General features: G+C 73.8%; 19 protein-coding genes and 1 pseudogene. 14 read left to right on the forward strand and 6 right to left on the reverse strand.

Features of this window, described 5'->3' with window-relative positions:
- Nucleotides 1–10: 10 nt before the first annotated feature.
- Complete coding sequence (rsmA, locus tag ACFHW0_RS10445) at nucleotides 11–880, reverse strand: 16S rRNA (adenine(1518)-N(6)/adenine(1519)-N(6))-dimethyltransferase RsmA (protein ID WP_416607073.1); 870 nt, start codon at nucleotides 878–880, stop codon at nucleotides 11–13.
- Nucleotides 881–935: 55 nt separating this feature from the next.
- Nucleotides 936–1,862, reverse strand: a complete 927-nt coding sequence (locus ACFHW0_RS10450) for a TatD family hydrolase (RefSeq protein WP_416607074.1) — start codon at nucleotides 1,860–1,862, stop codon at nucleotides 936–938.
- Between the two features lie 82 nt (nucleotides 1,863–1,944).
- Between ACFHW0_RS10450 and ACFHW0_RS10455 the strand changes: the two genes are divergently transcribed.
- Nucleotides 1,945–3,177, forward strand: coding sequence for a hypothetical protein (locus tag ACFHW0_RS10455; protein WP_416607075.1), 1,233 nt, complete (start codon nucleotides 1,945–1,947; stop codon nucleotides 3,175–3,177).
- 89 nt (nucleotides 3,178–3,266) lie between these two features.
- Nucleotides 3,267–4,118: an alpha/beta fold hydrolase gene (locus ACFHW0_RS10460; protein WP_416607076.1), complete on the forward strand. Its 852-nt coding sequence runs from the start codon at nucleotides 3,267–3,269 to the stop codon at nucleotides 4,116–4,118.
- A gap of 96 nt (nucleotides 4,119–4,214) precedes the next feature.
- Here the strand turns inward: ACFHW0_RS10460 and metG are convergent, their stop codons facing one another.
- Entirely contained in the window at nucleotides 4,215–6,017 is a 1,803-nt protein-coding gene (gene metG, locus ACFHW0_RS10465) for a methionine--tRNA ligase (RefSeq protein ID WP_416607077.1), read from the reverse strand.
- A gap of 158 nt (nucleotides 6,018–6,175) precedes the next feature.
- Between metG and ACFHW0_RS10470 the strand changes: the two genes are divergently transcribed.
- Nucleotides 6,176–7,189 (forward strand): hypothetical protein, encoded by a 1,014-nt coding sequence (locus ACFHW0_RS10470; RefSeq protein ID WP_416607078.1) that lies wholly within the window; start codon nucleotides 6,176–6,178, stop codon nucleotides 7,187–7,189.
- 158 nt (nucleotides 7,190–7,347) lie between these two features.
- A complete protein-coding gene (locus ACFHW0_RS10475; protein ID WP_416607079.1) occupies nucleotides 7,348–7,665 on the forward strand; it encodes a hypothetical protein in 318 nt (105 codons plus the stop codon).
- Nucleotides 7,666–7,802: 137 nt separating this feature from the next.
- Here ACFHW0_RS10475 and rsmI read toward each other — a convergent pair whose 3' ends face one another.
- A complete protein-coding gene (gene rsmI, locus ACFHW0_RS10480; protein WP_416607080.1) occupies nucleotides 7,803–8,651 on the reverse strand; it encodes a 16S rRNA (cytidine(1402)-2'-O)-methyltransferase in 849 nt (282 codons plus the stop codon).
- Between the two features lie 184 nt (nucleotides 8,652–8,835).
- On the opposite strand from rsmI, the pseudogene ACFHW0_RS10485 reads away from it, so the two are divergent.
- The 4 genes and pseudogenes from ACFHW0_RS10485 to ACFHW0_RS10500 all read left to right on the forward strand — a co-directional run.
- Nucleotides 8,836–10,449: pseudogene (locus ACFHW0_RS10485) on the forward strand (dolichyl-phosphate-mannose--protein mannosyltransferase); the annotation flags it as partial.
- Nucleotides 10,450–10,905: 456 nt separating this feature from the next.
- A complete protein-coding gene (locus ACFHW0_RS10490; protein WP_416607081.1) occupies nucleotides 10,906–11,559 on the forward strand; it encodes an HNH endonuclease family protein in 654 nt (217 codons plus the stop codon).
- Between the two features lie 390 nt (nucleotides 11,560–11,949).
- Nucleotides 11,950–12,606, forward strand: a complete 657-nt coding sequence (locus tag ACFHW0_RS10495; RefSeq protein ID WP_416607082.1) for a 4'-phosphopantetheinyl transferase family protein — start codon at nucleotides 11,950–11,952, stop codon at nucleotides 12,604–12,606.
- A gap of 208 nt (nucleotides 12,607–12,814) precedes the next feature.
- Nucleotides 12,815–13,846: a hypothetical protein gene (locus tag ACFHW0_RS10500; RefSeq protein WP_416607083.1), complete on the forward strand. Its 1,032-nt coding sequence runs from the start codon at nucleotides 12,815–12,817 to the stop codon at nucleotides 13,844–13,846.
- 125 nt (nucleotides 13,847–13,971) lie between these two features.
- On the opposite strand, the gene ACFHW0_RS10505 is transcribed toward ACFHW0_RS10500, so the two are convergent.
- Nucleotides 13,972–14,661 (reverse strand): hypothetical protein, encoded by a 690-nt coding sequence (locus tag ACFHW0_RS10505; RefSeq protein WP_416607084.1) that lies wholly within the window; start codon nucleotides 14,659–14,661, stop codon nucleotides 13,972–13,974.
- Between the two features lie 274 nt (nucleotides 14,662–14,935).
- Here ACFHW0_RS10505 and ACFHW0_RS10510 point away from each other — a divergent pair, with 274 nt between their 5' ends.
- Nucleotides 14,936–15,481: a M23 family metallopeptidase gene (locus tag ACFHW0_RS10510; RefSeq protein WP_416607085.1), complete on the forward strand. Its 546-nt coding sequence runs from the start codon at nucleotides 14,936–14,938 to the stop codon at nucleotides 15,479–15,481.
- A 207-nt stretch (nucleotides 15,482–15,688) separates the two neighbouring features.
- Nucleotides 15,689–17,176, forward strand: a complete 1,488-nt coding sequence (locus tag ACFHW0_RS10515; protein WP_416607086.1) for a glycosyltransferase — start codon at nucleotides 15,689–15,691, stop codon at nucleotides 17,174–17,176.
- Here the strand turns inward: ACFHW0_RS10515 and ACFHW0_RS10520 are convergent.
- Complete coding sequence (locus tag ACFHW0_RS10520) at nucleotides 17,134–18,087, reverse strand: helix-turn-helix domain-containing protein (protein WP_416607087.1); 954 nt, start codon at nucleotides 18,085–18,087, stop codon at nucleotides 17,134–17,136. The genes ACFHW0_RS10515 and ACFHW0_RS10520 overlap by 43 nt on opposite strands.
- Before the next feature lie 104 nt (nucleotides 18,088–18,191).
- On the opposite strand from ACFHW0_RS10520, the gene ACFHW0_RS10525 reads away from it, so the two are divergent.
- The 4 genes from ACFHW0_RS10525 to ACFHW0_RS10540 all read left to right on the forward strand — a co-directional run bounded on the left by ACFHW0_RS10525 (nucleotide 18,192) and on the right by ACFHW0_RS10540 (nucleotide 21,775).
- A complete protein-coding gene (locus ACFHW0_RS10525; protein WP_416607088.1) occupies nucleotides 18,192–19,262 on the forward strand; it encodes a saccharopine dehydrogenase family protein in 1,071 nt (356 codons plus the stop codon).
- Nucleotides 19,253–19,756, forward strand: a complete 504-nt coding sequence (locus ACFHW0_RS10530) for an O-acetyl-ADP-ribose deacetylase (RefSeq protein ID WP_416607089.1) — start codon at nucleotides 19,253–19,255, stop codon at nucleotides 19,754–19,756. Before ACFHW0_RS10525 ends, ACFHW0_RS10530 begins: the two co-directional genes overlap by 10 nt.
- Nucleotides 19,757–19,863: 107 nt before the next feature.
- Nucleotides 19,864–20,790: an endonuclease/exonuclease/phosphatase family protein gene (locus tag ACFHW0_RS10535; RefSeq protein ID WP_416607090.1), complete on the forward strand. Its 927-nt coding sequence runs from the start codon at nucleotides 19,864–19,866 to the stop codon at nucleotides 20,788–20,790.
- Nucleotides 20,791–21,241: 451 nt separating this feature from the next.
- Complete coding sequence (locus tag ACFHW0_RS10540) at nucleotides 21,242–21,775, forward strand: M23 family metallopeptidase (protein WP_416607091.1); 534 nt, start codon at nucleotides 21,242–21,244, stop codon at nucleotides 21,773–21,775.
- Nucleotides 21,776–21,784: the final 9 nt, after the last annotated feature.

The following is a 21,784-nucleotide window of genomic DNA, read 5'->3' on the forward strand; positions in this document are numbered from 1 at the left end:
GGGCGTCAGCCTACTGCGCGGCGGGTGGGGCGGCCGGGGCCGACGCGGCGATGGCGGCGAACTGCGCGACGGTGAGCGACTCCCCCCGTGCGCCGGGGTCGACGCCGGCGGCGGTGAGCGCCTCGGCCGCCCGGTCCGCGCCGCCGGCCCAGCCGGCCAGCGCGGCGCGCAGGGTCTTGCGGCGCTGCGCGAAGGCCGCGTCCACCACGGCGAAGACCCGTTCCCGGGGTACGTCGGCGCGGGGCGGCTCGCGGCGGGCGAAGGCGACCAGTCCGGAGTCGACGTTCGGCACCGGCCAGAAGACGTTCGGCGGGACCTTCCCGGCGGCGCGGGCCGAGGCGTACCAGGCGAGCTTCACCGACGGCACGCCGTACACCTTGGAGCCGGGGCCGGCGACGAGCCGGTCGGCGACCTCCTTCTGCACCATCACCAGCCCGTGGCGCAGGCTGGGCAGCTCGGCGAGCAGGTGCAGCACCACCGGCACGGCCACGTTGTAGGGCAGGTTCGCCACCAGCGCGGTCGGCGACGGGTCGGCCAGCTCGGCGGCGCGGACGCGCAGCGCGTCGGCGTGGTGCACGCTCAGCCGCGCGGCGTCGGACCCGGCGTGCCGGGCGGCGGTGTCGGGCAGCGCGCCGGCCAGCGTCGGGTCGAGTTCCACGGCGTGCACGTGCGCGGCGGCCGGGAGCAGGGCGAGGGTGAGGGAGCCGAGGCCGGGGCCGACCTCCAGCGCCACGTCTTCCGGGGTCAGCCCGGCGGCGGTGACGATGCGCCGGACGGTGTTCGGGTCGTGCACGAAGTTCTGGCCGAGCCTCTTGGTGGGGGTGACGCCCAGCCGGGCGGCCAGTTCCCGGATCTCCGCCGGGCCGAGGAGACCGGTCACGCCCCGTAGCCTATGCGGGCCGTCGCGGGGGCGCGCGTGCCAGGGCCCCTCCCGGTCACCACGGGCCGAAGACCCGGTCGCCGGTGGCGGAGATCGCGGCGCAGAGTTCGTCCAGGTCCGTGCCGGTCGTCCCGGCCAGCGACCGTACGGTCAGCGGGATCAGGTACGAGGCGTTCGGCCGGCCCCGGTGGGGCATCGGGGTCAGGTAGGGCGCGTCGGTCTCCACGAGAATCTGCTCGACCGGGGTCAGCGCGGCGGCCTCCCGCAGCGCGGCGGCGCTGCCGAAGGTGACCGTGCCGGCGAAGCTGAGCAGGTAGCCCCGGCGGACGCACTCGCGGGCGAAGTCGGCGTCGCCGGAGAAGCAGTGCAGCACCACGGTCTCCGGCGCGCCCTCGTCGTCGAGGATCCGCAGCACGTCGGCGTGCGCGTCCCGGTCGTGGACGACCAGGGCCTTGCCGTACCGCTTGGCGATGGCGATGTGCGCCCGGAAGCTCTCCTCCTGGACGGCGCGTCCCTCCTCGCCGGTGCGGAAGAAGTCCATCCCGGTCTCGCCGATCCCACGCACCCGGTCCCGGGCGGCGAGCGCCTCGATCTCGCGCAGCGCCTCGTCCAGGTCGGGCAGGCGGGGGGCCTCGTTCGGGTGCAGCGCCACCGTCGCCAGCACGGCCGGGTGGCTGTCGGCGACGTCGGCCCCCCAGCGGGAGGAGGCGACGTCCACCCCGACCTGCACCAGCCGGTCGACGCCCACCGAGGCGGCGACGGCGACGGCCACGGCGACCGGGTCCCCGACGGGCACGACGCCCGGGTCCCCGTCCGCCCCCGGCTGCGGGGGCACGCCGGCCTCGCTGACGGTGATGTCGAGGTGGGTGTGGCTGTCCAGCACGGGGCGGGGCAGCGGCTCGGGCACGGGCGGGAACTCCCCGGCCCGGCGGGCGGCGCGCTGCTTGCGGGTTTCGGTGGGCTCGCTCATCGCGGCCAGCATCACACACCGCCGGTGGCCCGCGTCGTGGGGACGCCACCGCCTGTTCACCGGGGCGGCACGTCGCGCGCCTAGCGTCGTCGGCGTGACCAGCACCCCTCAGGCCGGCGGGCACGGCCCGCGCGTGACGTACGGGGGCGTGGTGTACCCGGCGGAGGAGATCGCCCGGGGCGCGGCGTACGAACTGTTCAGCGCGGAGGAGGCGCCCGGCTTCGACTGGGCGCCCCGGCCCGGCGTCCCGCTGCCGTGGCGCAGGTTCGTGCACGCCACCGAGGTCACCGTCGTGCACCCCGCCGCCGAGCCGGGCGACGAGGCGGAGTCCCCGCTGCTGGTGCCGCTGCACCGGGAGCGGGGCTGGGCGTACGTGCAGCAGCTCAGCCAGCAGCCGGCGGCGGCCGGTGACCCGACGCTGGCGGCGGTGCGCGCCTCGGCGGTGCTGCGGCGGGGCACCCGGATGGTGAAGGTGCTCTCCGCGCGGCAGCTCGCCGGTTACGTGCGCGGGTGGCTCCCGCACGGCTTCTGCTACCGCGAGCACGACGTGGCGCACCTGCGTACGCCGGCGGCGACGGCCGTGCTGCGCACCGACGGCACGGCCGGTCCCGACGGGGCGGACGTGACGTACGCGCTGCGCTGGCGGGCCGCCGACCCGGCCGACTACGACGTGCCGGTCGGCGGGGCGCACCGGGGGCTGACAGCGCTGGCGCCCCGGGACCGGCTGGGCGGGGCGGTGCTCGGCACGGGTTTCGTGCCCAGCAGCGCCCAACTCGTCCCGGAGTTCGTCACCCGGGACTTCGCGGACCTGCCGATGCCGGCGAACGCCACCCTGCTCGCCTACCCGTCCGACGGCGTGGAGGTGGTGCTCTACGGCTACCAGGCCGAGCAGCGCGGCTGGCTGCGGATGGTCGGCCCGCAGTGGCGGCACCTGCTGGCGGCGGTGCCGGGGCTCTCCCCCGACCAGGAGTACGTGCCGACCGGCGAGGCGCCCCGCTCCACCCGGCTGGTCGGCGGCTACGCCGGCGGCGAGTACGAGGCGGTGGCCGACCTGCCGGGCGGGTTCCGGGTGCTGGCGATGACCCGGGCCGCCCGGTACCCGGTGGAGTCGGCGGCCCGCCGGCTGCGGCTGGCCGACTGGCGGGGCGTGCCCTGCCTGGTGCTGCGGGAGGAGTCCGGGTGGCTGCGCCTGCGCCTGCGCCGGCCCGGGCCGGACGCGGTGGCGGAGACCGGGGCGCAGTGCCAGGAGCGGGGCGTCTACGAGACGTGGGCGCCCGCGGCCGAGGTCACCGACGACCGGGTGGTGGACCTGCCGTACGCGCTCTGAGCAGGGCCCGGCGCCCGCCTCCGGCGGCATAACCGGGGGCGGGGCGGGAAAGCGCGGGCGTCCGACCGTCACGTGACCAGGAGACGCGCATGCCTTTCATCACCGTGGGGACGGAGAACTCCGCCCCCGTCGACCTGTACTACGAGGACCACGGCTCCGGTCAGCCGATCGTGCTGATCCACGGTTTCCCGTTCAGCGGGTCGACCTGGGAGAAGCAGACCGGGCCGTTGCAGGCCGCCGGTTACCGGACGATCACGTACGACCGGCGGGGTTTCGGCAACTCCGCCCAGCCGGCGACCGGGTACGACTACGACACGTTCGCCGCCGACCTCGACGTGCTGATGACGGAGCTGGACCTGCGGAACGCGATCCTGGTCGGCCACTCGATGGGCACCGGCGAGGTGACCCGCTACCTGGGCGTGTACGGCTCGCAGCGGGTCGACCGGGCGGTGCTGCTGGCCCCGCTCGCGCCGTTCCTGCTGAAGACCTCGGACAACCCGGAGGGCGTCGACAAGAGCCTCTTCCAGGGCTTCCAGCAGGCCATCATCGACGACCGGTTCGCCTACCTGACCACCTTCTGCGAGGCGTTCTTCAACTACCAGGAGAACAAGGGCAAGCTGGTCAGCGAGGAGGCGTTCCGGGCGCACTGGGAGATCGGCGCCCGGGCCTCGGCGAAGGGCACCCACGACTGCGTGGACGCCTGGCAGACCGACTTCCGGGGCGACGTGTCCCGCATCGACGTGCCGGTGCTGATCGTGCAGGGCGACTCCGACGCGGTGCTGCCGTACCCGAAGACGGGTCAGCGGCTGCAGCCGATGCTGCCCGGCAGCCAGCTGGTCACCCTGAAGGGCGCCCCGCACGGCACCCCCTGGACGAACGCGGCCGAGGTGAACCGCAGCATCATGGACTTCATCGGGGCACCGGCGATGGCCCGGGCCTGACGCGCCACCGGCACCGGACCGGTCGTGGCGGCCGGCGAACGACGGCGACGGGCGCGGCCCCCTCGGGGGTCGCGCCCGTCGGCACGCGGGCGGCCGTCAGCCGGCCAGGCGAGCGAGTTCCTCGTCGACGATCGACGGGTCGAGCTTGCGGAAGACCGGCTTCGGTGCGGCCAGCGGCCGACCGGCCTCCAGCGGCACGGACTCCCAGCGCGCCCCGACGGTGTAGTCGCCGGTCAGCACCGGGTACGCGGGCCCGCCGTCGAGGTTCTCGACCTCCTCGATGACCGGCATCGGGGCGTGCACGCCGGTGCCGCCGAGCAGCTCGTGCACCTTCTGCGCGGAGTGCGGCAGGAACGGGGTGAGCAGCGTGTTGGCGTCGCTGACCACCTGGAGGGCGACGTGCAGGACGGTGCCCATCCGCGGCTTGTCGTCCTCGCCCTTGAGCTTCCACGGCGCCTGCTCGGAGAGGTACCGGTTGGCCTCGGCGACCACCCGCATCGCCTCGCCGATGGCCTGCTTCTGGCGGTGCCGGGCGATCAGGTCGCCGACGGTGCCGAAGCCGGCCCGGGCGACCGCGAGCAGCGCCTCGTCGGCATCGGTGAGGCCGGCCGGGTCGACGGGCGGGATCGCGCCGAAGTTCTTCGCCGCCATGGAGACGGACCGGTTGACCAGGTTGCCCCAGCCGGCGACCAGCTCGTCGTTGTTGCGGCGGAGGAACTCGGCCCAGGTGAAGTCGGTGTCGTTGCTCTCCGGTCCGGCGGCGGCGATGAAGTAGCGCAGCGCGTCGGCGTCGTAGCGCTCCAGGAAGTCCCGGACGTAGATGACGACCCTTCGGGAGGAGGAGAACTTCTTCCCCTCCATGGTCAGGTACTCGCTGGAGACCACCTCGGTGGGCAGGTTGAGCCGGCCCAGGCTGCCCGGCTCGCCGTCCCGGCTGCCCTCGCCGGAGTAGCCGGAGAGCAGCGCCGGCCAGATCACCGAGTGGAAGACGATGTTGTCCTTGCCCATGAAGTAGTAGCCGCGGGCGTCACCGCCGGCCCCGTCGGCGGACCACCACCTGCGCCACGCCTCGGGGTCGCCGGAGCGGCGGGCCCACTCGATCGAGGCGGAGAGGTAGCCGATCACCGCGTCGAACCAGACATAGATGCGCTTGTCGGGGCGGTCCCGCCAGCCGTCGAGCGGGATCGGCACGCCCCACTCCAGGTCGCGGGTGATGGCCCGGGGCTGGAGGTCGTCGAGCAGGTTCTTCGAGAAGCGCAGCACGTTGGGCCGCCAGCCCTCGCGGGTGTCGAGCCACTGCCGCAGCACGTCGGCGAGGGCGGGCAGGTCGAGGAAGAAGTGCTCGGTCTCGACGAACTTCGGGGTCTCCCCGTTGATCCGCGACTTCGGGTCGATCAGGTCGACCGGGTCGAGCTGGTTGCCGCAGTTGTCGCACTGGTCGCCGCGCGCGCTGTCGTAGCCGCAGATCGGGCAGGTGCCCTCGATGTAGCGGTCGGGCAGCGTCCGGCCGGTGGACGGGGAGATCGCCCCCATCGTGGTCTTCGGGACGATGTAGCCGTTGCGGTGCATCCCCTCGAACAGCTCCTGCACCACGGCGTAGTGGTTGCGGGTGGTGGTGCGGGTGAACAGGTCGTAGGAGAGCCCGAGGCCGTGCAGGTCCTCCACGATCACCCGGTTGTAGCGGTCGGCCAGCTCGCGCGGGGTGACCCCGTCGGCGTCCGCCTGCACCTGGATGGGGGTGCCGTGCTCGTCGGTGCCCGACACCATGAGCACGTCGTGCCCGGCCATCCGCATGTACCGGCTGAAGACGTCGGAGGGAACGCCGAAACCGGAGACGTGGCCGATGTGGCGCGGGCCGTTGGCGTACGGCCAGGCGACCGCCGCGAGAACGTGACTCATGACCAGCAAGCCTAGTGACCCGCTCGCGGTGACCGCGAATCAATAGGGTCCCCGGGTCGGCGGCCCGGCCGGACCGGGTCCGCCGTTTGCCCGATTTGTCGCCGACACGCGGCCTGAGCTGCCGGCCGAGGTCCCGGTCGCGGGGTGCAATGAACGCCGTGACTGGCAGACGAGCGGCCCGGGATCGCGACGACCGTCCCTCCGGCCCGACGAACGGCGGCGCGGCCGGGGCGTCGCGCGGCACCGTCGCGCCGCACCCGCGCGTGGTCCCGGCCGCCGCGCCGCCGGAGCCGTCGCCGGAACCGCCCGCCGAGGCCGCCGGGCCGGAGGCGGCCCCGCCGTCCCCCGCGCCCGCCGTCGAGGTGGAGCCCACGACCGGGGCGCCGGTCGACGCCCTGCCACGCCGGGTCCCCGTCCGGCAGCCGAACCGCTGGCCCGGCCGGGGTCGCTCCCCCGCCGGCACACCCGACCGGGACGACGCCGGGCGTACGCCGGACGGTCGGGTCACGCCCGACGGCGGGGGCGGCGGGGGTGCGCCCGACGGCGACGACGGGGCGTACTGGCCGCCGATCGAGCTGGTGCACTGGGACGGCACGCCGATCCGGGAGGAGCCGCCGCACGAACGGCAGCGGTCGGCCCGGGACGACGCGGCGCGGCGGCGGGCCCAACGCACCCCGCGCCCGCCCGATCCGCTGCCGGGGCTGGCCGCGCTGCTGGCGCTGAGCCTGGTGGCGGCGTTCTTCGCCTGGGTCAGCGCGGGCCCGTTCTGGCTGGCGGTGGGGCACGCCACCCGGGGCACGGTGGTGATCGCCGACTGCACCGGAGGCGGCCTCACGCAACGCTGCCGGGGCAACTTCGCCCCCGCCGACGAGACGTGGACCGCGTACGGCGTGCGGGTGAGCGGGGTGGCCGCGGAGCGCACCGCGACCGGCACGACGCTGCCGGCCCGGATGACCGGCCCGGACGGCGGCACCGCGTACGCGGACACCGGCGCGGCCGGGCACCTGCGCTGGCTGCTCGGCCTGCTGGTGGTGCTGGGCTGCGGCGCGGGGATCGTCCGGTGGACCGGGTCCACCCGGATCGCCGAACCCCGGCTGCGGCGCTGGGCGGTGACGGGCGCCGCGGCCGGCCCGCTGGCGATCACCCTCGGCTTCCTCGTCGCCGCCTGGTGAGCCTCCGCCGGGGCTCCACCGTGGGCGATCGCCGGATCCGGCGTGATGCGGCGTCACCTGGGCGGATCTCGCGGCCGGCGTCCGGCGGCGGGGTCACGGACGGGCGGCGTCAGCGGCGTGACAGCGGCGCGGCAGTGCCCGTCGATACGGTCGCCGACATGAGTATCTCGAAGATCACCCGCCGCCTCGCCCTCGGCGCGGCCACCACGTCGATGGCCCTCGGCGGCCTCGTCGGCGTCGCCAGCCCGGCCTCCGCCGGCGTCCACCAGCCGCCGGCCGGCTGCTTCGCCGAAATGGGCTGGTACTACGGCATCGCCCGGTGCAACTACGGCATGCCCGCGTTCCAGGTGCTCGTGCGGTGCAACGACGGCACCTACCGGACCGGGCCGTGGTTGCAGCCGGGCCCGACCTGGTCGCAGGCCAACTGCAACCACCCTCTGTATGTCACCGACGTGTGGGTCAGCCTGGCCGAGTGACGGCGCCACGGGACGCCACGGAGGTCGGATCCGATCCGGGTCCCTCCGCGGCCTGCACCTCCGCCACAGGTGTGACCTCGCCGCCACGTGGTCAGCGGCGCGGCGACGCCCGGCGCCCCCCGCTGCCGGAACGCCGTCTAGGCGTGCACGACGGCGTAGACGTCGCGGCGGCGCAGGGCGTACTCCGTGGCGACCTCGGTGATCGCGTCCCGGCGGGACAGCCCGGCGGCCTCGCGGGCGGCGACGGCGGCCCGCAGCGTGTCGTCGTCGGGCCGCTCGGGGGCCGACTCGGGCGCGCCGGCCACGACGAGGGTGATCTCGCCGCGCGGCTCCCCCTCGGCCGCCCAGTCGGCCAGCTCGCCGAGCGGGCGGCGGACGATCTCCTCGTACGTCTTGGTCAGCTCGCGGCAGAGCGCGGCGGGCCGGTCGGCGCCGAACGCGGCGGCCAGGTCGGCGAGCGCGGCGGCGATCCGGTGCGGCGCCTCGAAGAAGACCAGCGTCCGCTCCTCGGCGGCGAGGGCGCGCAGGCGGGACCGCCGGGCGCCGCCGGTGCGCGGCAGGAAGCCCTCGAAGCAGAACCGGTCGCAGGGCAGGCCGGACAGGGCCAGGGCGGTGGTGACCGCGCTCGGGCCGGGCGCGGCGGTGACCGGCACGCCGGCGCCCAGGGCGGCGGTGACCAGCCGGTAGCCCGGGTCGGAGACGCTCGGCATGCCGCCGTCGGTGACCAGGGCGACCAGGTAGCCGGCGGTCAGCACGTCGACCAGCTCGGGGGTGCGCCGCTCCTCGTTGCCCTCGAAGTAGGAGACGATCCGGCCGCCGACCGTGACGTCGAGGTCCCGGGCCAGCCGGGTGAGCCGCCGGGTGTCCTCGGCGGCCACCACGTCCGCGGCGGCGAGCACCTCGCGGAACCGGGCGGAGGCGTCGGCGGGGTTGCCGAGCGGCGCGCCGAGCAGGACCAGGCGCCCGGTTTCGGAATTTTCACCCACGAGAATGCAACTCCTTCATCGACGGCTTGACCGGTATCGGGGACGACGGGCGCCACCGGGCACCTTCGCAGCCTACGATCGCCGGGTGACGAGTGCGTCGACAGCACAGAGCGCGGACCAGGCGGGGCAGGACCTCACGGACGGGAGCCCGCCGGAGGGTGCGTCCCCGGCTGCCGGTGGGATCCCCGGCGTGGTCCGGCGGCGGTTGGCCACCGTCGAGGCCCGGCTGGACGGGCGCTCCTGGCTCGCCACGGGCGTGATCGTCGCCATCGCGGCGATCCTGCGCTTCGTCGGCCTGAGTCACCCGCCGGGCAAGATCTTCGACGAGACCTACTACGCCCGGGACGCCTGGGGGCTGGTCGACAAGGGCGTCGAGTGGAACTACAAGGACGGCGGCCCGTCGTACGTGGTCCACCCGCCGCTGGGCAAGTGGCTGATCGGGCTCGGCGAGTGGGCCTTCGGCTACTCCGACGCCGAGCACGGCATCTCGGTGCCGGGGCACCTGACGACGACCGCGCCGGAGTTCGGCTGGCGGTTCACGGCGGCGGTCGTCGGCACCCTGTCGGTGCTGCTGCTGGTCCGCATCGGCCGGCGGATGTTCCACTCGACCGCTCTGGGCTGCGCCGCCGGCCTGCTGCTCGCGCTGGACGGCTTCCACCTGGTGTTGTCCCGCACCGCGCTGCTCGACATCTTCCTGCTGTTCTTCGTGCTGGCCACCTTCGGCGCCCTGGTGCTCGACCGGGACGCCCGGCGCCGCCGGTGGGCCCGGGCGCTGGAGTCGGGCCTGGACCCGGGCCGGCCCGGGCGGGCCGGGCGGCCGGCGGGCGGGTGGCGGAACTGGCCGTGGTGGCGGCTCGCCGCCGGGGTCCTGTTCGGCTGCGCCTGCGCGGTCAAGTGGAGCGCGCTCTACTTCCTGCCCGTCTTCGCGTTGCTGGTCGTCCTGTGGGAGGTCGGGGTCCGCCGCTCCGCCGGCGTACGCCGGCCGTGGCGGGACACCCTCCTCGACGAGGTGCCGTGGCTGGTGCTGGCCGGGGTGCTGATCGTGGTCACCTACGTCGGCACCTGGTCCGGCTGGCTGCTCGGCGACGACGGCTACTACCGGCTCGCCGAGCGCTACCCGAACGCCCCGCTGAGCGACACCCCGGTGTTCGGCGCGTTGAACAACCTGATCGAGTACCACAAGGCCGCGTACGGCTTCCACACCGGACTCGACGATCCGCACAAGTACCAGTCGTGGCCGTGGCAGTGGCTGCTGCTCGGCCGGCCGGTCGCCTTCTACTGGTCCGGCGACGGGTCCTGCGGGGCGCCGAGCTGCGCCTCCGAGATCCTGCTGCTCGGCACCCCCCTGCTCTGGTGGTCGTTCCTGCCCGCCCTGGCGGCGCTGGCCTGGCTGGGCCTGGCCCGGCGGGACTGGCGGGCGGGGGCGATCCTGCTCGTCGTGGCGGCCGGCCTGCTGCCCTGGTTCTGGTTCGCGCTCGACGGCCGGACGATGTTCTCCTTCTACACCGCGCCGGTCCTGCCGTTCCTGGTGCTGGCGGTGGTCTACGTGCTCGGCGCGATCATCACGCCGGCCGGTCCACCGGACGCCGTCGCCGCACAGCCGGACGCCGGGACTGTTGCCGGGCGCGAGGAGTCGGCCGAGGCCCGGGACCGCAGGCTGGTCGGTGGGGTGATCGCCGGGGCGTACGTCCTGCTGGTCGCGCTCTGCTTCGCGTACTTCTATCCGATCTTCGTCGGGAAGCTGCTGCCGTACGCCGAGTGGTCGGCGCGGATGTGGCTGGACGGCCGCTGGATCTGACGGACGGCACGGCACCCGCCGCGCGCCCCCGGGCGGCGCGGCGGGTGCACGGAGAACGGGCCCGCACGCGGTGGCGTGCGGGCCCGTTCGACGGAGAAGCGCGCCCCGATCGCCTGCCACGGGGGAAGCGGGCGATTGGGGCGCGCATCAAGAGCTTAACCACGACGTACCACTGGCACAACGGGTCGACTTCGGTCAGATTTCCGACCTACGCGACACGGCACGGATGGTTTACATCCGACATCTTACGGTTCGTCATCTTGCGCAAACGGTACGGATCGGCAACGCCAGCGGGTCAGCGCTTGCCACATTTTGCAGCCATCGGGATTCCCACCAACGGGAGTGTTCCCGTAACGTATCGATCGATTTGGTTCTCCAGTCACCCTGGGTCCGGTCCGTCGGCACCCGGGCCGGTTGCACTGTCAGCCACCCCCGATCGATCGGACGGAGTTCGCGATGACCCGTACCCTCCGCTGGACCGGCGGCCTGCTGGCCACCGTCACCGCCGCCACCCTCGGCCTGGCCGCCCCCGCCCACGCGGCCACCGTCTCGGTACCGTTGCGCACCCTCGTCGCCGACCTCCCGGTGGCCACCGAGAGCCGCACCGGCTACTCGCGGAACCTGTTCCCGCACTGGACCGACGCGGACTCCGACGGCTGCAACACCCGCTACGAGGTGCTGATCGCCGAGGCCACCACCCGTCCCACCGTGGGCTCCGGCTGCCAACTGACCGGCGGGCGCTGGCGCTCCTACTACGACGCGGCCTACTGGACCAACCCGTCCGACCTGGACATCGACCACATGGTCCCGCTGGCCGAGGCGTGGGACTCGGGCGCCCGCAACTGGACCACCACGCGGCGGCAGGCGTTCGCCAACGACCTCGGCGACGTCAGGTCGCTGGTCGCGGTGACCGACAACGTCAACCAGGCGAAGGGCGACCAGGACCCGGCGACCTGGATGCCGACCAACGAGAAGTGCCGGTACGTCGGGGAGTGGGTGGCGGTCAAGACCCGCTGGCGGTTGAGCGTCGACAGCGCCGAGAAGAGCGCGCTGACCAGCCGGGCGAGTTCCTGCACGAACATCACGATCACCGTGACGCACGCGTACTGACCGCCGGGCACCCCGGGCGGCCGACCGGTCGCCCCCGGGTGCGGTCAGAACGCCCGGGGGTTGCGGGGCAGCCAGCCGAAGAACCGGTCCTGGAGGGACGTGCCGGACGACGGCGGCAGGCCCTGTGCGGCGGCCGCGAGGCAGGCCCCCAGGTACCTCGTTCGCCGCTCGACAGTGGACCGGCCTCGCCCGCCGGCGACGCCCTGTCAGCGCCGTGGGACGCTGCGGCGTTACGCCTTGCGGTACGTTCACCAACCATGGCCCTCGCGACGCCGACCGTGGACCGGGTGCCGGCCCGGCGGCCCGGTCGCCGACCGCCGCACCGGCCGCCGGCCGACGGGCTCGACGCCGGGTGGGCGCGCGGGCGGTCGTACCTGTCGGGAGGCGGCGATGCGTGACCTGCTGCCGCCGACCGTGGCGGTGGCCGTGGCCGAGGCGTCGGACTGGGCCGGCGAACTGCTGCCGGCTGAACGGGCCTGCCTGGGCGAACGCGCGGTGGAGAGCCGCCGCCGCGACTACACCGCCGGGCGGGTCTGCGCCCGGCGGGCGATGGCCGCCCTCGGCGTGCGGCCGGTCGCGGTGCCGTCGGCCGCCGACCGGTCCCCGGTCTGGCCGGCCGGCGTGGTCGGCGCCATCACCCACACCCACGGCTACTGCGCGGCGGTCGCGGCCCGCGCCGGCGAGATCCGGTCGGTCGGCATCGACGCCGAGGGGCACCGGGAACTCAACGCGGGCGTACGCCGGCTGATCTGCCTGCCCGAGGAACAGGAGCGGTGCGCCCGCCTGCCGGCGGGGACCTCCTGGCCAGCGGTGGTGTTCAGCGTCAAGGAGACGGTCTACAAGGTGTGGCACCCGGTCGTCGGCACGTGGCTGGACTTCCACGACGCCCTGGTGGAGCTCGATCCGGACGCCGGCACGTTCACCGCCCGCATCGCGGCGGCGCGGCGCGACGCCGCCCCGGTGCCCGATCCGCCCGCGCTGGTCACCGGCCGGTTCAGCGTCGACGAGTCCCTTGTCCGCACCGCCGCCGTGCTGCTGCCCGGTTGACCCGGGCACGGAATCCGAACAGGGGACGGCGCGGCGCTGCCGGAGACGCGAAGATGGTCCGTTGTCCGCGCACGGTAGCGTCAGCCGCGTTTGCCGTCGTCGTCAGGTGCCTAGGAGTACGGTGAGTCACCCCCCGCCCCCTTACGGGCCTCAGGATCCGAACCAACCGAACCCGGAGCAGCAGCCGCAGCCGCAGCCGCCGGCACCGATGTCGCAGTTCCCCGCCGACCAGGGCGGCTACCCGCCGCAGCCGCCGACCTCCGGCGCCCCGCAGACCACGGGCGACCCGTGGGCCCCCCTGCCGCCCGTGCCGCCGCAGCAGCCGGCCGGCGATCCGTGGGCCGCGCCGCAGCCGCCGGTCTCCGGCGCGCCGCAGCCGCCGGCGTCGGGCGCGCCCGGCGAGCCGTGGGCGCAGCCGCCGGTCTCCGGGATGCCGCACTCCCCGGTGTCCGGGATGCCGCAGCCGCCGGTCTCCGGGGTGCCGGGCGAGCCGTGGGCCGCACCGCACCAGCCGACCTCGGGCACGCCGTACCCGCCGGTGTCCGGCACGCCCGGCTATCCGGCCGGTGGGCCCGGCTACCCGCCGCCCGGTGGGCCCGGCTATCCGGGCGGCGCGCCCGGATACCCGCTCGGCGCGCCGCATCCGGTCGCGCCGCCGAAGAAGAACAAGACCGTCCTGATCGTCGTGGCCGTGGTGGCCGTGCTGGCCCTGCTCTGCTGCGTCGGCGGTGTCGTCGCGCTCCTCGCCGGCGCCAACAAGGCGGCGAACGACCTGGAGAAGGCCGCCGCCCCGCGCATCACGCTGCAGCCGGACGGCCCGTCCCCGTCGGCGAGGGACGGCGAGACCTTCAACATGAAGCCCGGCGCCACCCTGGTGGTCTCCGACGACGAGGGGACCATCGAGATCACGGTCACCCGGTTCACCACGGAGACCAAGGGCTGCCGGTCGTACGCCCCGGCCCCCGACAAGGGCATGTACCTGATCGCCCACGTCACCGCGACCGTGACCAAGGGCAAGAGCTCCATCAACCCGTTCTACTTCGAGTGGGTGGCCGCCAACGGCACCACGGCCAACGGCCTGGCGAGTGCGCTCTCCGGCTGCGGCGACACGTTGGGCTCCGGCAACAACCTGCGCGAGGGCAGCAAGCGGGCGGGCACGGTGGTGTTCAACGTGGCCGACAAGAACGGCGCGCTGGAGTACCGGCACAAGTTCGAGACCAGCGGCTCCTGGAAGCCGTGATCCGCGGCTCGTGACGGGAGGCCGGTCCCCTCGGGGGCCGGCCTCCCGCGCTCTTCCCGACCGCTCCGCCACCCCGCCGCCCGCCGTTCCGCGTGCCGGGCCCCTCGCGTCGCGGCCGGCGCCCGTCAGCGGCCCTGCTCAAGCAGGTCGGCGACAGTGATCAGCGGGGTCACCAGCGACGGCAGCAGGGCCGGGTCCTCCAGCCGGCCGCGCCGGTAGGTGATCAGCTCCGCCCCCCGCACGCTCCAACTCGGCACCGCCCCCGCCAGGTGTGCGGCGATCAGGGTCGGCCCGACCAGCGCCTGCTGCCCCGGTGCCGCCGCGGCCACCCGCCACTGCCGGTCGAACTCCTCGTGCCCGGTGGCGTAGGTGTCGCTGCCGAACAGCGCGCGACCCAGCTTCGAGAACGCGTGGCGCGGTCCGACCGCGAGTCCCGGGAACGCCCGCCGCAGCCACACCGAGCTGACGACGTACGTGTGGGTCTGCGAGGTGGTCGTCTGGTTGCCGTCGGCGCCGGTCGAGCTGTGCGTCTCGGTGTACGCGTACTCGGCCACGCAGACGGGGCGGCCGTGCAGCGTCCCGGTCAACGCGAACCGCACGCCCCGCCGGCTGCGGCCCGGCACCCGGTCGGTCCAGGTGATCTCGGGTCGCTCGGCGAAGGTCCAACCGTACCGGGCGGCCCACTGTCGCCAGTGCTCCCGCCGCTCCCGCTCCCGCCGGTGGGCCGTCACCACCAGCGCGACGATGCCCGCCACGAGAAGGACGGCGACGGCCGCGCAGCCACCCATCCAGAACACACTCGCCATCCGCTCCACGGGCGGCAGCGTAGTGACCGACCGCACGCGCGCCGGTTCACGGACGGTCGCGGTCGCGGATCCGGCTGCCGGCCGCGTTGCGGGGTTCGCTCGACGCCGCGCCTCGCGTTCGTCACCCGGTGTCGTCGGGACCCCTGTCGACCCACTGGCCCCACCCCAGACATCGACGAATCGATTGATCCTCATCTGGCGCGCTGTTTAGCTCCCACCGGCACCGTCGACGACGAGGCTGAACTTCTGCCGACATACCAGGGAAAGATCCACAGTGAACCGAGTGAGGACGGTCCTGCGCCGGCTCGGCGCGACCGCGAGCGCCCTGCTGGTGGTCGCCGGGGCCACGGTCGTCGGGGCCACTCCGGCCTCCGCCGCGAACTACTACTACGAGCTGCCGTACCCGGCGGGCGAGTCCTACCTGGTGACCCAGGGGCCGGAGGGCACCTACTCGCACGTCGGCCCGTACAACGAGTACGCCTGGGACTTCGGGCTGCCGGCGAACTACGAGGTCTCCGCCTCGCAGGGCGGCACCATCATCATGTCGAACTGGTCGCCGTACTGGCAGAACGGCATCGAGGTGATCATCCGGCACTCGAACGGCCAGTGCACCCACTACGCGCACCTGAACCGGGCGATCTACAACGCCGGCACCTGGGTGCCGCAGGGCCGGGTCATCGGCTGGTCGGGCAGCACCGGCGCGTCCACCGGCCCGCACCTGCACTTCCAGGTCATCAACTGCAACACCCGGGTGGGCATCCCGGCCACCCTCCAGGGCTGGACGCCGTACACCGGCACCTGGCCGGTGAGCGTGAACTACTACGCGTGATCCCACGCGGCCGCACTCGCGCGCGAGGTGCGTCAATGGGAATCCTGCATCACCACTATCCGTGATCGATAATCCCATTCGCTAATGGAAGCGCTTCCGGCGAGCGTCGGCGACGGCCGGGCCAGGGCCGGAGGCGTCGCGGTCGGGGTGCCGGCACGTGCCGGCACCCCGACCCACAGGGGATCACCTATGACGGAGGAAAGCCGGATGGCGGCACGGACGAACGACGCGGTCGAGCTGAGCGTGGTCATACCCACCTACCAGGACGCGCAGTGCCTGGCGCTGACGCTGCGGTCACTGACCCGGCAGACCGTGAGCCCCGAGCGCTTCGAGGTGGTCGTCATCCGCGACGGGGGCGCCCCCGCCGGATACGCCGACGCCGTCGAGGCGGCCACCGGTCTCGACCTCCGCCTGCTGGAGTTTCCCCGACGGCGGGGGCGCTCCGCGGCCCGCAACGAGGCGGTACAGCACACCCGGTCGCCGCTGCTGCTGTTCCTCGACGCCGACTCGTACGCCTCCCCGCAGTTGCTGGAGCGCCACCTGGCCCACCACGCGGTCGCCGGCCGGCCCGCCGTGCTGATGGGCCGGCGCGACGAACTGAGCCTGGAACACGTCGAGGCCGCCCTCGACGACCGGGAGATGACCGACATCCCCCGCCGCCGCACCGACCGCGCCGGGGACCTGCGCTTCCCGCACGGCCAGCCGCCGGGGCCCGAGTGGCTCCGGGCGGGCTGGGCGCTCGCCTACACCCACAACATCTCGCTCGCCCGCGACCTGTTCGACCGGGCCGGCGGGTTCGACGAACGCTCCGGGCTGCGCTGGGGCCTGGAGGACATCGAGCTGTTCTACCGGGTGCACCGGCATCTCGGCGTGACCGGGTTGAACTTCGCCTTCGACGACGAGGCCCGCGCCTTCCACCTCCCGCACCACCGCAACACCGACCGCAACTTCGCCGACTTCGCGGCCAACCGGAGCCTGCTGACCGGGCAGTACCACGTGATCGAGTGGGAGTTCTACGGCCTGCTGGACGTGTACGACTCGCTGGAGCGCATCGTGTACTACCGCTCGGCGGCCACCGACTGCGCGCGGCGCGCGACGTGCCGGATCGGGCCGGCGTTCGACCGGCTCGCCGACCGCCTGCCCGGCCCCCGCGTGCTGTGGGTGGGCACCGGCAGCGATCAGGTCGACCTGCCGACCGGGGGCGCTGACCTTCGACTACGCCGCGCCGCCGGGACCGACGAACTACCACCTGGTGGGCATGGACCCGCCCATCCCGCCGGGCAGCCTCGACGCGGTGGTCAGCGTCGACTTCTGGCGGTACCTGCGGTGGGACGACCTCTGCCGGTTCGTCAACACCTCCGGACGGCTCGCCCGCGAGGTGCACCTCGTCGGCACGGGCGACGCCGGGTCGGCGCCGCTCACCCCCGGGCCGGCGGTGCTGGACTACCTGCGCCGCACCCTGAGCGCCGCGTTCGCCACCAGGTTGACCCACGTCGACGGGCTCGGCGAGGTGCTGACCCTGCGGTCCCTGGCTCCGGCGGCGCGGAAGGGCCCGGCGAGCGTGTGACGTTGTCCGGGGACCGCAAGCGGCGACCGGTACGCGGATCAGGCGGACGGCCGGAGCAGGGCCGCGCCGCCCCGGCGGTGGCTCGTCATCGAGCGCCGGAGCGGGAGCTGCGGAAGGTGCGGCGATAGGTGTCCGGGGGTACGCCGATGGTGCGGTTGAAGTGCCGGCGCAGCGTCGTGGCGGTGCCCATGCCGGTAGCCGTCGCGATGGCGTCGATGCTGTCGCCGGTGGTCTCCAGCAGCTCCTGGGCGTGCCGGATCCGCTGGGTCAAAAGCCAGCGCAGCGGGGTGGTGCCGGCCACCGACCTGAAGTGGCGGCCCAGGTTGCGCGAGCTCATGTTCGCCTGGCGGGCCAGGTCCTCCACCGTCAACGCGTGGTCGAGCCGTTCGATCGCCCAGGAGAACAGCTCGGCGAGCGGATGGTCGGCCTGGGCGGGCACCGGGGCGGTGACGTACTGGGCCTGGCCGCCGGCCCGGTGCGGGGGCACGACCAGGCGACGGGCGAGCGTGTTGGCGACCGCCGATCCGTGGTCGAGGCGGACCAGGTGCAGGCACAGATCCATCGCGGCGGCCTTGCCGGCGGAGGTGAGCACGCTGCCGTTGTCCACGTAGAGCACGTCCGGATCGACGTGCACCCGGGGGTAGCGGGCCGCCAGGGCCTCGGTGTGCGCCCAGTGCGTGGTCGCCCGCCGGCCGTCCAGCAGGCCGGCGGCGGCGAGCACGAACGCGCCCGTGCACAGGGAGGCCACCCGCGCGCCCGCCTCGTGGGCCGCGCGCACCGCGTCGACCAGGTCGGCGGGCGGTTCCTCGTCGACGTCGACCCACCCGGGGACGATCACCGTTTCGGCGTGCACGAGCTGGTCGAGGCCGCAGTCGGGCTCCAGCCGGAACCGGCCGACGCGCACCGCGCCGATTCCGCAGACGGTGACGCCGTACCAGGGGTCTGTCACGCCGGCCGGGTCGGCACCGAAGACCTCGTACGCCAGGGACAGCTCGAAGTGCAGCATCCCTTCCGTGACGGCCAGCGCGACGGTGTTCATGTCCGAAACTGTACGGGACATGGCGTTCCAGACACTCGCCCCGGTGAACCGCCGCCGCCAGGATGTAACCCAGTTGATCAATCGGCCTGGAGCGGGGAGAACTGATGGAATCGGGTCGGACGGTGGCGGTCTTCGGCGCCTACGGGCACACCGGGCGCTTCGTGGTGGCGGAGTTGCGCGCTCGCGGGTTCGTCCCGTTGCTCTGCGGACGCGACGCGGACAAACTGCGGACGCTCGCGGCGTCCTTTCCGGGGCTCGACACCCGGCCGGCCTCGGTCGACGATCCGGCCTCGCTCGACCGCGCGCTGGCCGGCGCGGCTGCGGTGGTCAACTGTGCCGGGCCCTTCGCCGTGACCGCCGCGCCGGTGATCGAGGCGGCACTGCGCGCCGGGATCCCGTACGTGGACGTGGCGGCGGAGATCGAGGCCAATCTCGACACCTTCACGCACTTCGCGGATCGCGCCCGCGCCGCGGGAACGGTGGTGGTCCCCGCGATGGCCTTCTTCGGCGGCCTCGGCGACCTGCTGGTCACCGCGGCGATGGGCGACTGGACGGCGGCCGACGAGGCGCATGTCGCGTACGGCTTGAGCGGTTGGCACCCCACGGCCGGGACCCGCGCGGCGGGCACGGTCTCCCGGCGGCGCAGGGACGGCCGGCGGGTCAGCTACCGCGGCGGGCGGCTGGAGTACCGCGACGACGCCCCGCCGACCCTGACGTGGCCCTTCCCCGAGCCGATGGGGACCCGGGCCGTGATCGGCGAGTTCACCATGGCCGACGTCGTCACCGTCCCCAGCCACCTGGCCATCCCCGACGTGTGCACCTACATGACGGTCGAGGCGGCCGGCGAGCTGGCGGCTCCGAAGACACCGGCACCGGCCGCCGTCGACGATCGCGGGCGGTCCGCGCAGACCTTCCTCGTCGATGTCGTCGTGCGCTCCGGCGGCGCGGAACGCCGTGCGGTGGCGGGCGGCCGGGACATCTACGCCGTCAGTGCGCCGCTCGCGGTGGAAGCGGTGCACCGCATCCTCACGGGACGGACCAGAACGGTCGGTGTCGCCTCCGCCGGCGCCGTCTTCGACGCGCCCGACTTCCTCCGCGCCCTGTCCGGGCACCTCTCGCTCGACCTGCGGCAGTCCACCGCGGCCCCCGGTGGCATCATCGGTCCATGCCCGTGATCGAAGTGGTACGCGGTGACATCACCCGCGAGGACGTCGACGCCATCGTCAACGCGGCGAACGAGTCGCTGCTGGGCGGCGGTGGCGTCGACGGGGCGATCCACCGGGCTGCGGGACCGCGCCTGGCCCGGGCGGGCGCCGCCCTCGCGCCGTGCCACCCGGGGGAGGCCGTCGCCACCCCCGCATTCGATCTTGATCCGCCCGTACGCCACGTCATCCACACGGTCGGTCCGGTGTGGGAGGGCGGCGGCCACGGCGAAGCCGAAATCCTGGCCTCGTGCTACCGGCGCAGCCTCCAGGTCGCCGACGAGATCGGCGCCCGCAGCGTCGCCTTCCCCGCCATCGGCACCGGCGTCTACGGCTACCCGTCCGACCAGGCGGCGACGATCGCGGTCGCGACGATCAGGGCGACACCCACCGCCGTCGAGCACGTCCGCCTGGTGGCGTTCGACGACGCCACGTACCGGCTCCTGGCGGCGGCGTCGGAGAGCTGAGCCGGCCGTACGCCCCGAGCCGTCCTCTGTGTACGGGTCGCCCGGTCGACCTGCCTGTGCCATGATCTCCGGTCAATCGGTGCGGGTCGGTTCGATCAGGAGACACCATGCGGTTGGTCAGGCTCTGTGTCGCCGTGCTCGGCGCGTTCGTCCTCGCCCTCACCCCGGCGGCCCCGGCCTCGGCGGCCACCACGGCGACGTACGACCTCTGGGTCTGGAACGTCGCGGGCTGGGCCATGCACCGGGCCTCTACCACCGACGGCCTCATTCCGGCCCTGACCGGCTCGATCCGCAGCCGGGGCGCCGACCTCGTCGGCCTCAACGAGCTCTGCTTCCAGCAGTACCAGGCGATCGTCGCCGATCTGAGGGCCGCCGGCTGGCCGCAGGACTCCACCAACTTCGCCCGCTTCGAGCCGTCCCGCGACACGGTCTGCAACGGGCAGGCGTTCGGCAACGCCATCTTCAGCAAGGCGCCGCTCGGCACGGCGAACCGCTACACGCTGCCCTCCGACGGCAGCGCCGAGCGGCGGACCCTGCTCTGCGCGCCGCTCTCCGCCCGGCCGCACCTGCGGTTCTGCGCCACGCACATCACGCCGTCGAACACGGTCGTCAACGGCACGGCGATCAACGTTCAGCAGCTGAACTCGGTACGCAGCCGGCTGGAGACCTTCGCGGCGAACGGTGACACGGTGCTCATCGCCGGGGACTTCAACGCCCAGCCCCACTACGGCCGACTGGACAACTGGTACGCGCCGAGTCTCGACGTGGCCAACAACGCCGGCAACACTGGCTTCTACCGGGAGCTGGACGACCTGGACTCCCGCTGCGTCGGCTACGGCGAGACCACCGTCGCGGACGGCAGCACCGGCGGGCCGTGCGGCCTCGGCAACAAGATCGACTTGATCTTCGTACGGGAGAACCGGCTCGCCGGCGACTACACCGCCGACTCGCTGGCCATCCCGACCACCTGCACGATCGGCGCCTGCTCGGATCACCGCGTGGTGATCGGCACGGTGACGGTCGGCGTCGAATGACCGCTGGCCCGGCCGACCGGTCCGGCACGCCACGGCGACTTCGGCCTACCGCCGCCTTCGGCGACCTGATCCGGTGATGTTGCCGCTAACATGCCGGAGCCCGGCTTCGGCCGCCTCCACCAACGAGGCTGGTGGCGCGACGACAGGCCGGAGCACGCCCCGACGCACTGGACGAAGAAGTCGACGCCGGTGTTCCAGCGCGGCCGGCGGCGGCTGCGACATGAACCGCTCCACCCGCGCCCAGAGGTTCACCTGGAACGCCGACGGCACCCCCAACTTCGGCACACCCGTACGGCTCGGCGTGACCCTGACCGCGCCGTCCGGCGAGTGACCGGCAGACCCACCCGGGGCAGCCAGCTGGGGAACGGCCCGAGCCCTGCTGGAACAGATCGACGACGGCCTTTCGATCATCGAAACCTTCTGACATCATCCAGCGACATCGTCGAACATCATGACCGTGGAGGACTGGATGCGTTCCCGCCTGACGAGTCTCCTCGGCGTCGCCCTGCTGGCGACCGCCGCGTTCCTGGTCCCGGCGTCGCCCGCCGCCGCCGCACCGTCGTTCCGGACGCCGTTCCCGTGCAACCAGACGTGGTCCGGTCAGACCCGCACCACCCACAGCCCGCAGTACGCGATCGACTTCAACCGGGCCGGCGACCACGGCATGCCGGTCAAGGCCAGCGCACCGGGCACCGTGGACGTGGTCGCCAACCTCGGTGACACCAGCTACGGCCGCTACGTGCGGATCAACCACGGCGGCGGGTACACCACCTACTACGCCCACCTGAGCGGGTTCAACGTCTCGGTCGGCCAGTCCGTCGGCTACGCCACCACCATCGGGTACGTGGGCAACAGCGGCGGCTCCTCCGGCTCGCACCTGCACTACGAGCAGCGGCTGAACGGCAGCGACATCAAGGTGCGGTTCAGCGGCAACCTGGCCCTCTACTTCGGGACGCGGAACTACACGCGTACCGCCGGCTGCTGATCCAGAGCG

It is taken from the genome of Micromonospora sp. LOL_025, from assembly GCF_048060285.1.
In the GTDB taxonomy this organism is placed as follows: domain Bacteria; phylum Actinomycetota; class Actinomycetes; order Mycobacteriales; family Micromonosporaceae; genus Micromonospora.

Coding starts and splice junctions, on each gene's coding strand:
- ACFHW0_RS10450 (WP_416607074.1), bottom strand. CDS start 1,862: ATGCTGGCCGCGATGAGCGAGCCCACCGAAACCCGCAAGCAGCGCGCC.
- ACFHW0_RS10460 (WP_416607076.1), top strand. CDS start 3,267: ATGCCTTTCATCACCGTGGGGACGGAGAACTCCGCCCCCGTCGACCTG.
- metG (WP_416607077.1), bottom strand. CDS start 6,017: ATGAGTCACGTTCTCGCGGCGGTCGCCTGGCCGTACGCCAACGGCCCG.
- ACFHW0_RS10475 (WP_416607079.1), top strand. CDS start 7,348: ATGAGTATCTCGAAGATCACCCGCCGCCTCGCCCTCGGCGCGGCCACC.
- ACFHW0_RS10490 (WP_416607081.1), top strand. CDS start 10,906: ATGACCCGTACCCTCCGCTGGACCGGCGGCCTGCTGGCCACCGTCACC.
- ACFHW0_RS10495 (WP_416607082.1), top strand. CDS start 11,950: ATGCGTGACCTGCTGCCGCCGACCGTGGCGGTGGCCGTGGCCGAGGCG.
- ACFHW0_RS10500 (WP_416607083.1), top strand. CDS start 12,815: ATGTCGCAGTTCCCCGCCGACCAGGGCGGCTACCCGCCGCAGCCGCCG.
- ACFHW0_RS10515 (WP_416607086.1), top strand. CDS start 15,689: ATGGCGGCACGGACGAACGACGCGGTCGAGCTGAGCGTGGTCATACCC.
- ACFHW0_RS10520 (WP_416607087.1), bottom strand. CDS start 18,087: ATGAACACCGTCGCGCTGGCCGTCACGGAAGGGATGCTGCACTTCGAG.
- ACFHW0_RS10525 (WP_416607088.1), top strand. CDS start 18,192: ATGGAATCGGGTCGGACGGTGGCGGTCTTCGGCGCCTACGGGCACACC.
- ACFHW0_RS10530 (WP_416607089.1), top strand. CDS start 19,253: ATGCCCGTGATCGAAGTGGTACGCGGTGACATCACCCGCGAGGACGTC.
- ACFHW0_RS10535 (WP_416607090.1), top strand. CDS start 19,864: ATGCGGTTGGTCAGGCTCTGTGTCGCCGTGCTCGGCGCGTTCGTCCTC.
- ACFHW0_RS10540 (WP_416607091.1), top strand. CDS start 21,242: ATGACCGTGGAGGACTGGATGCGTTCCCGCCTGACGAGTCTCCTCGGC.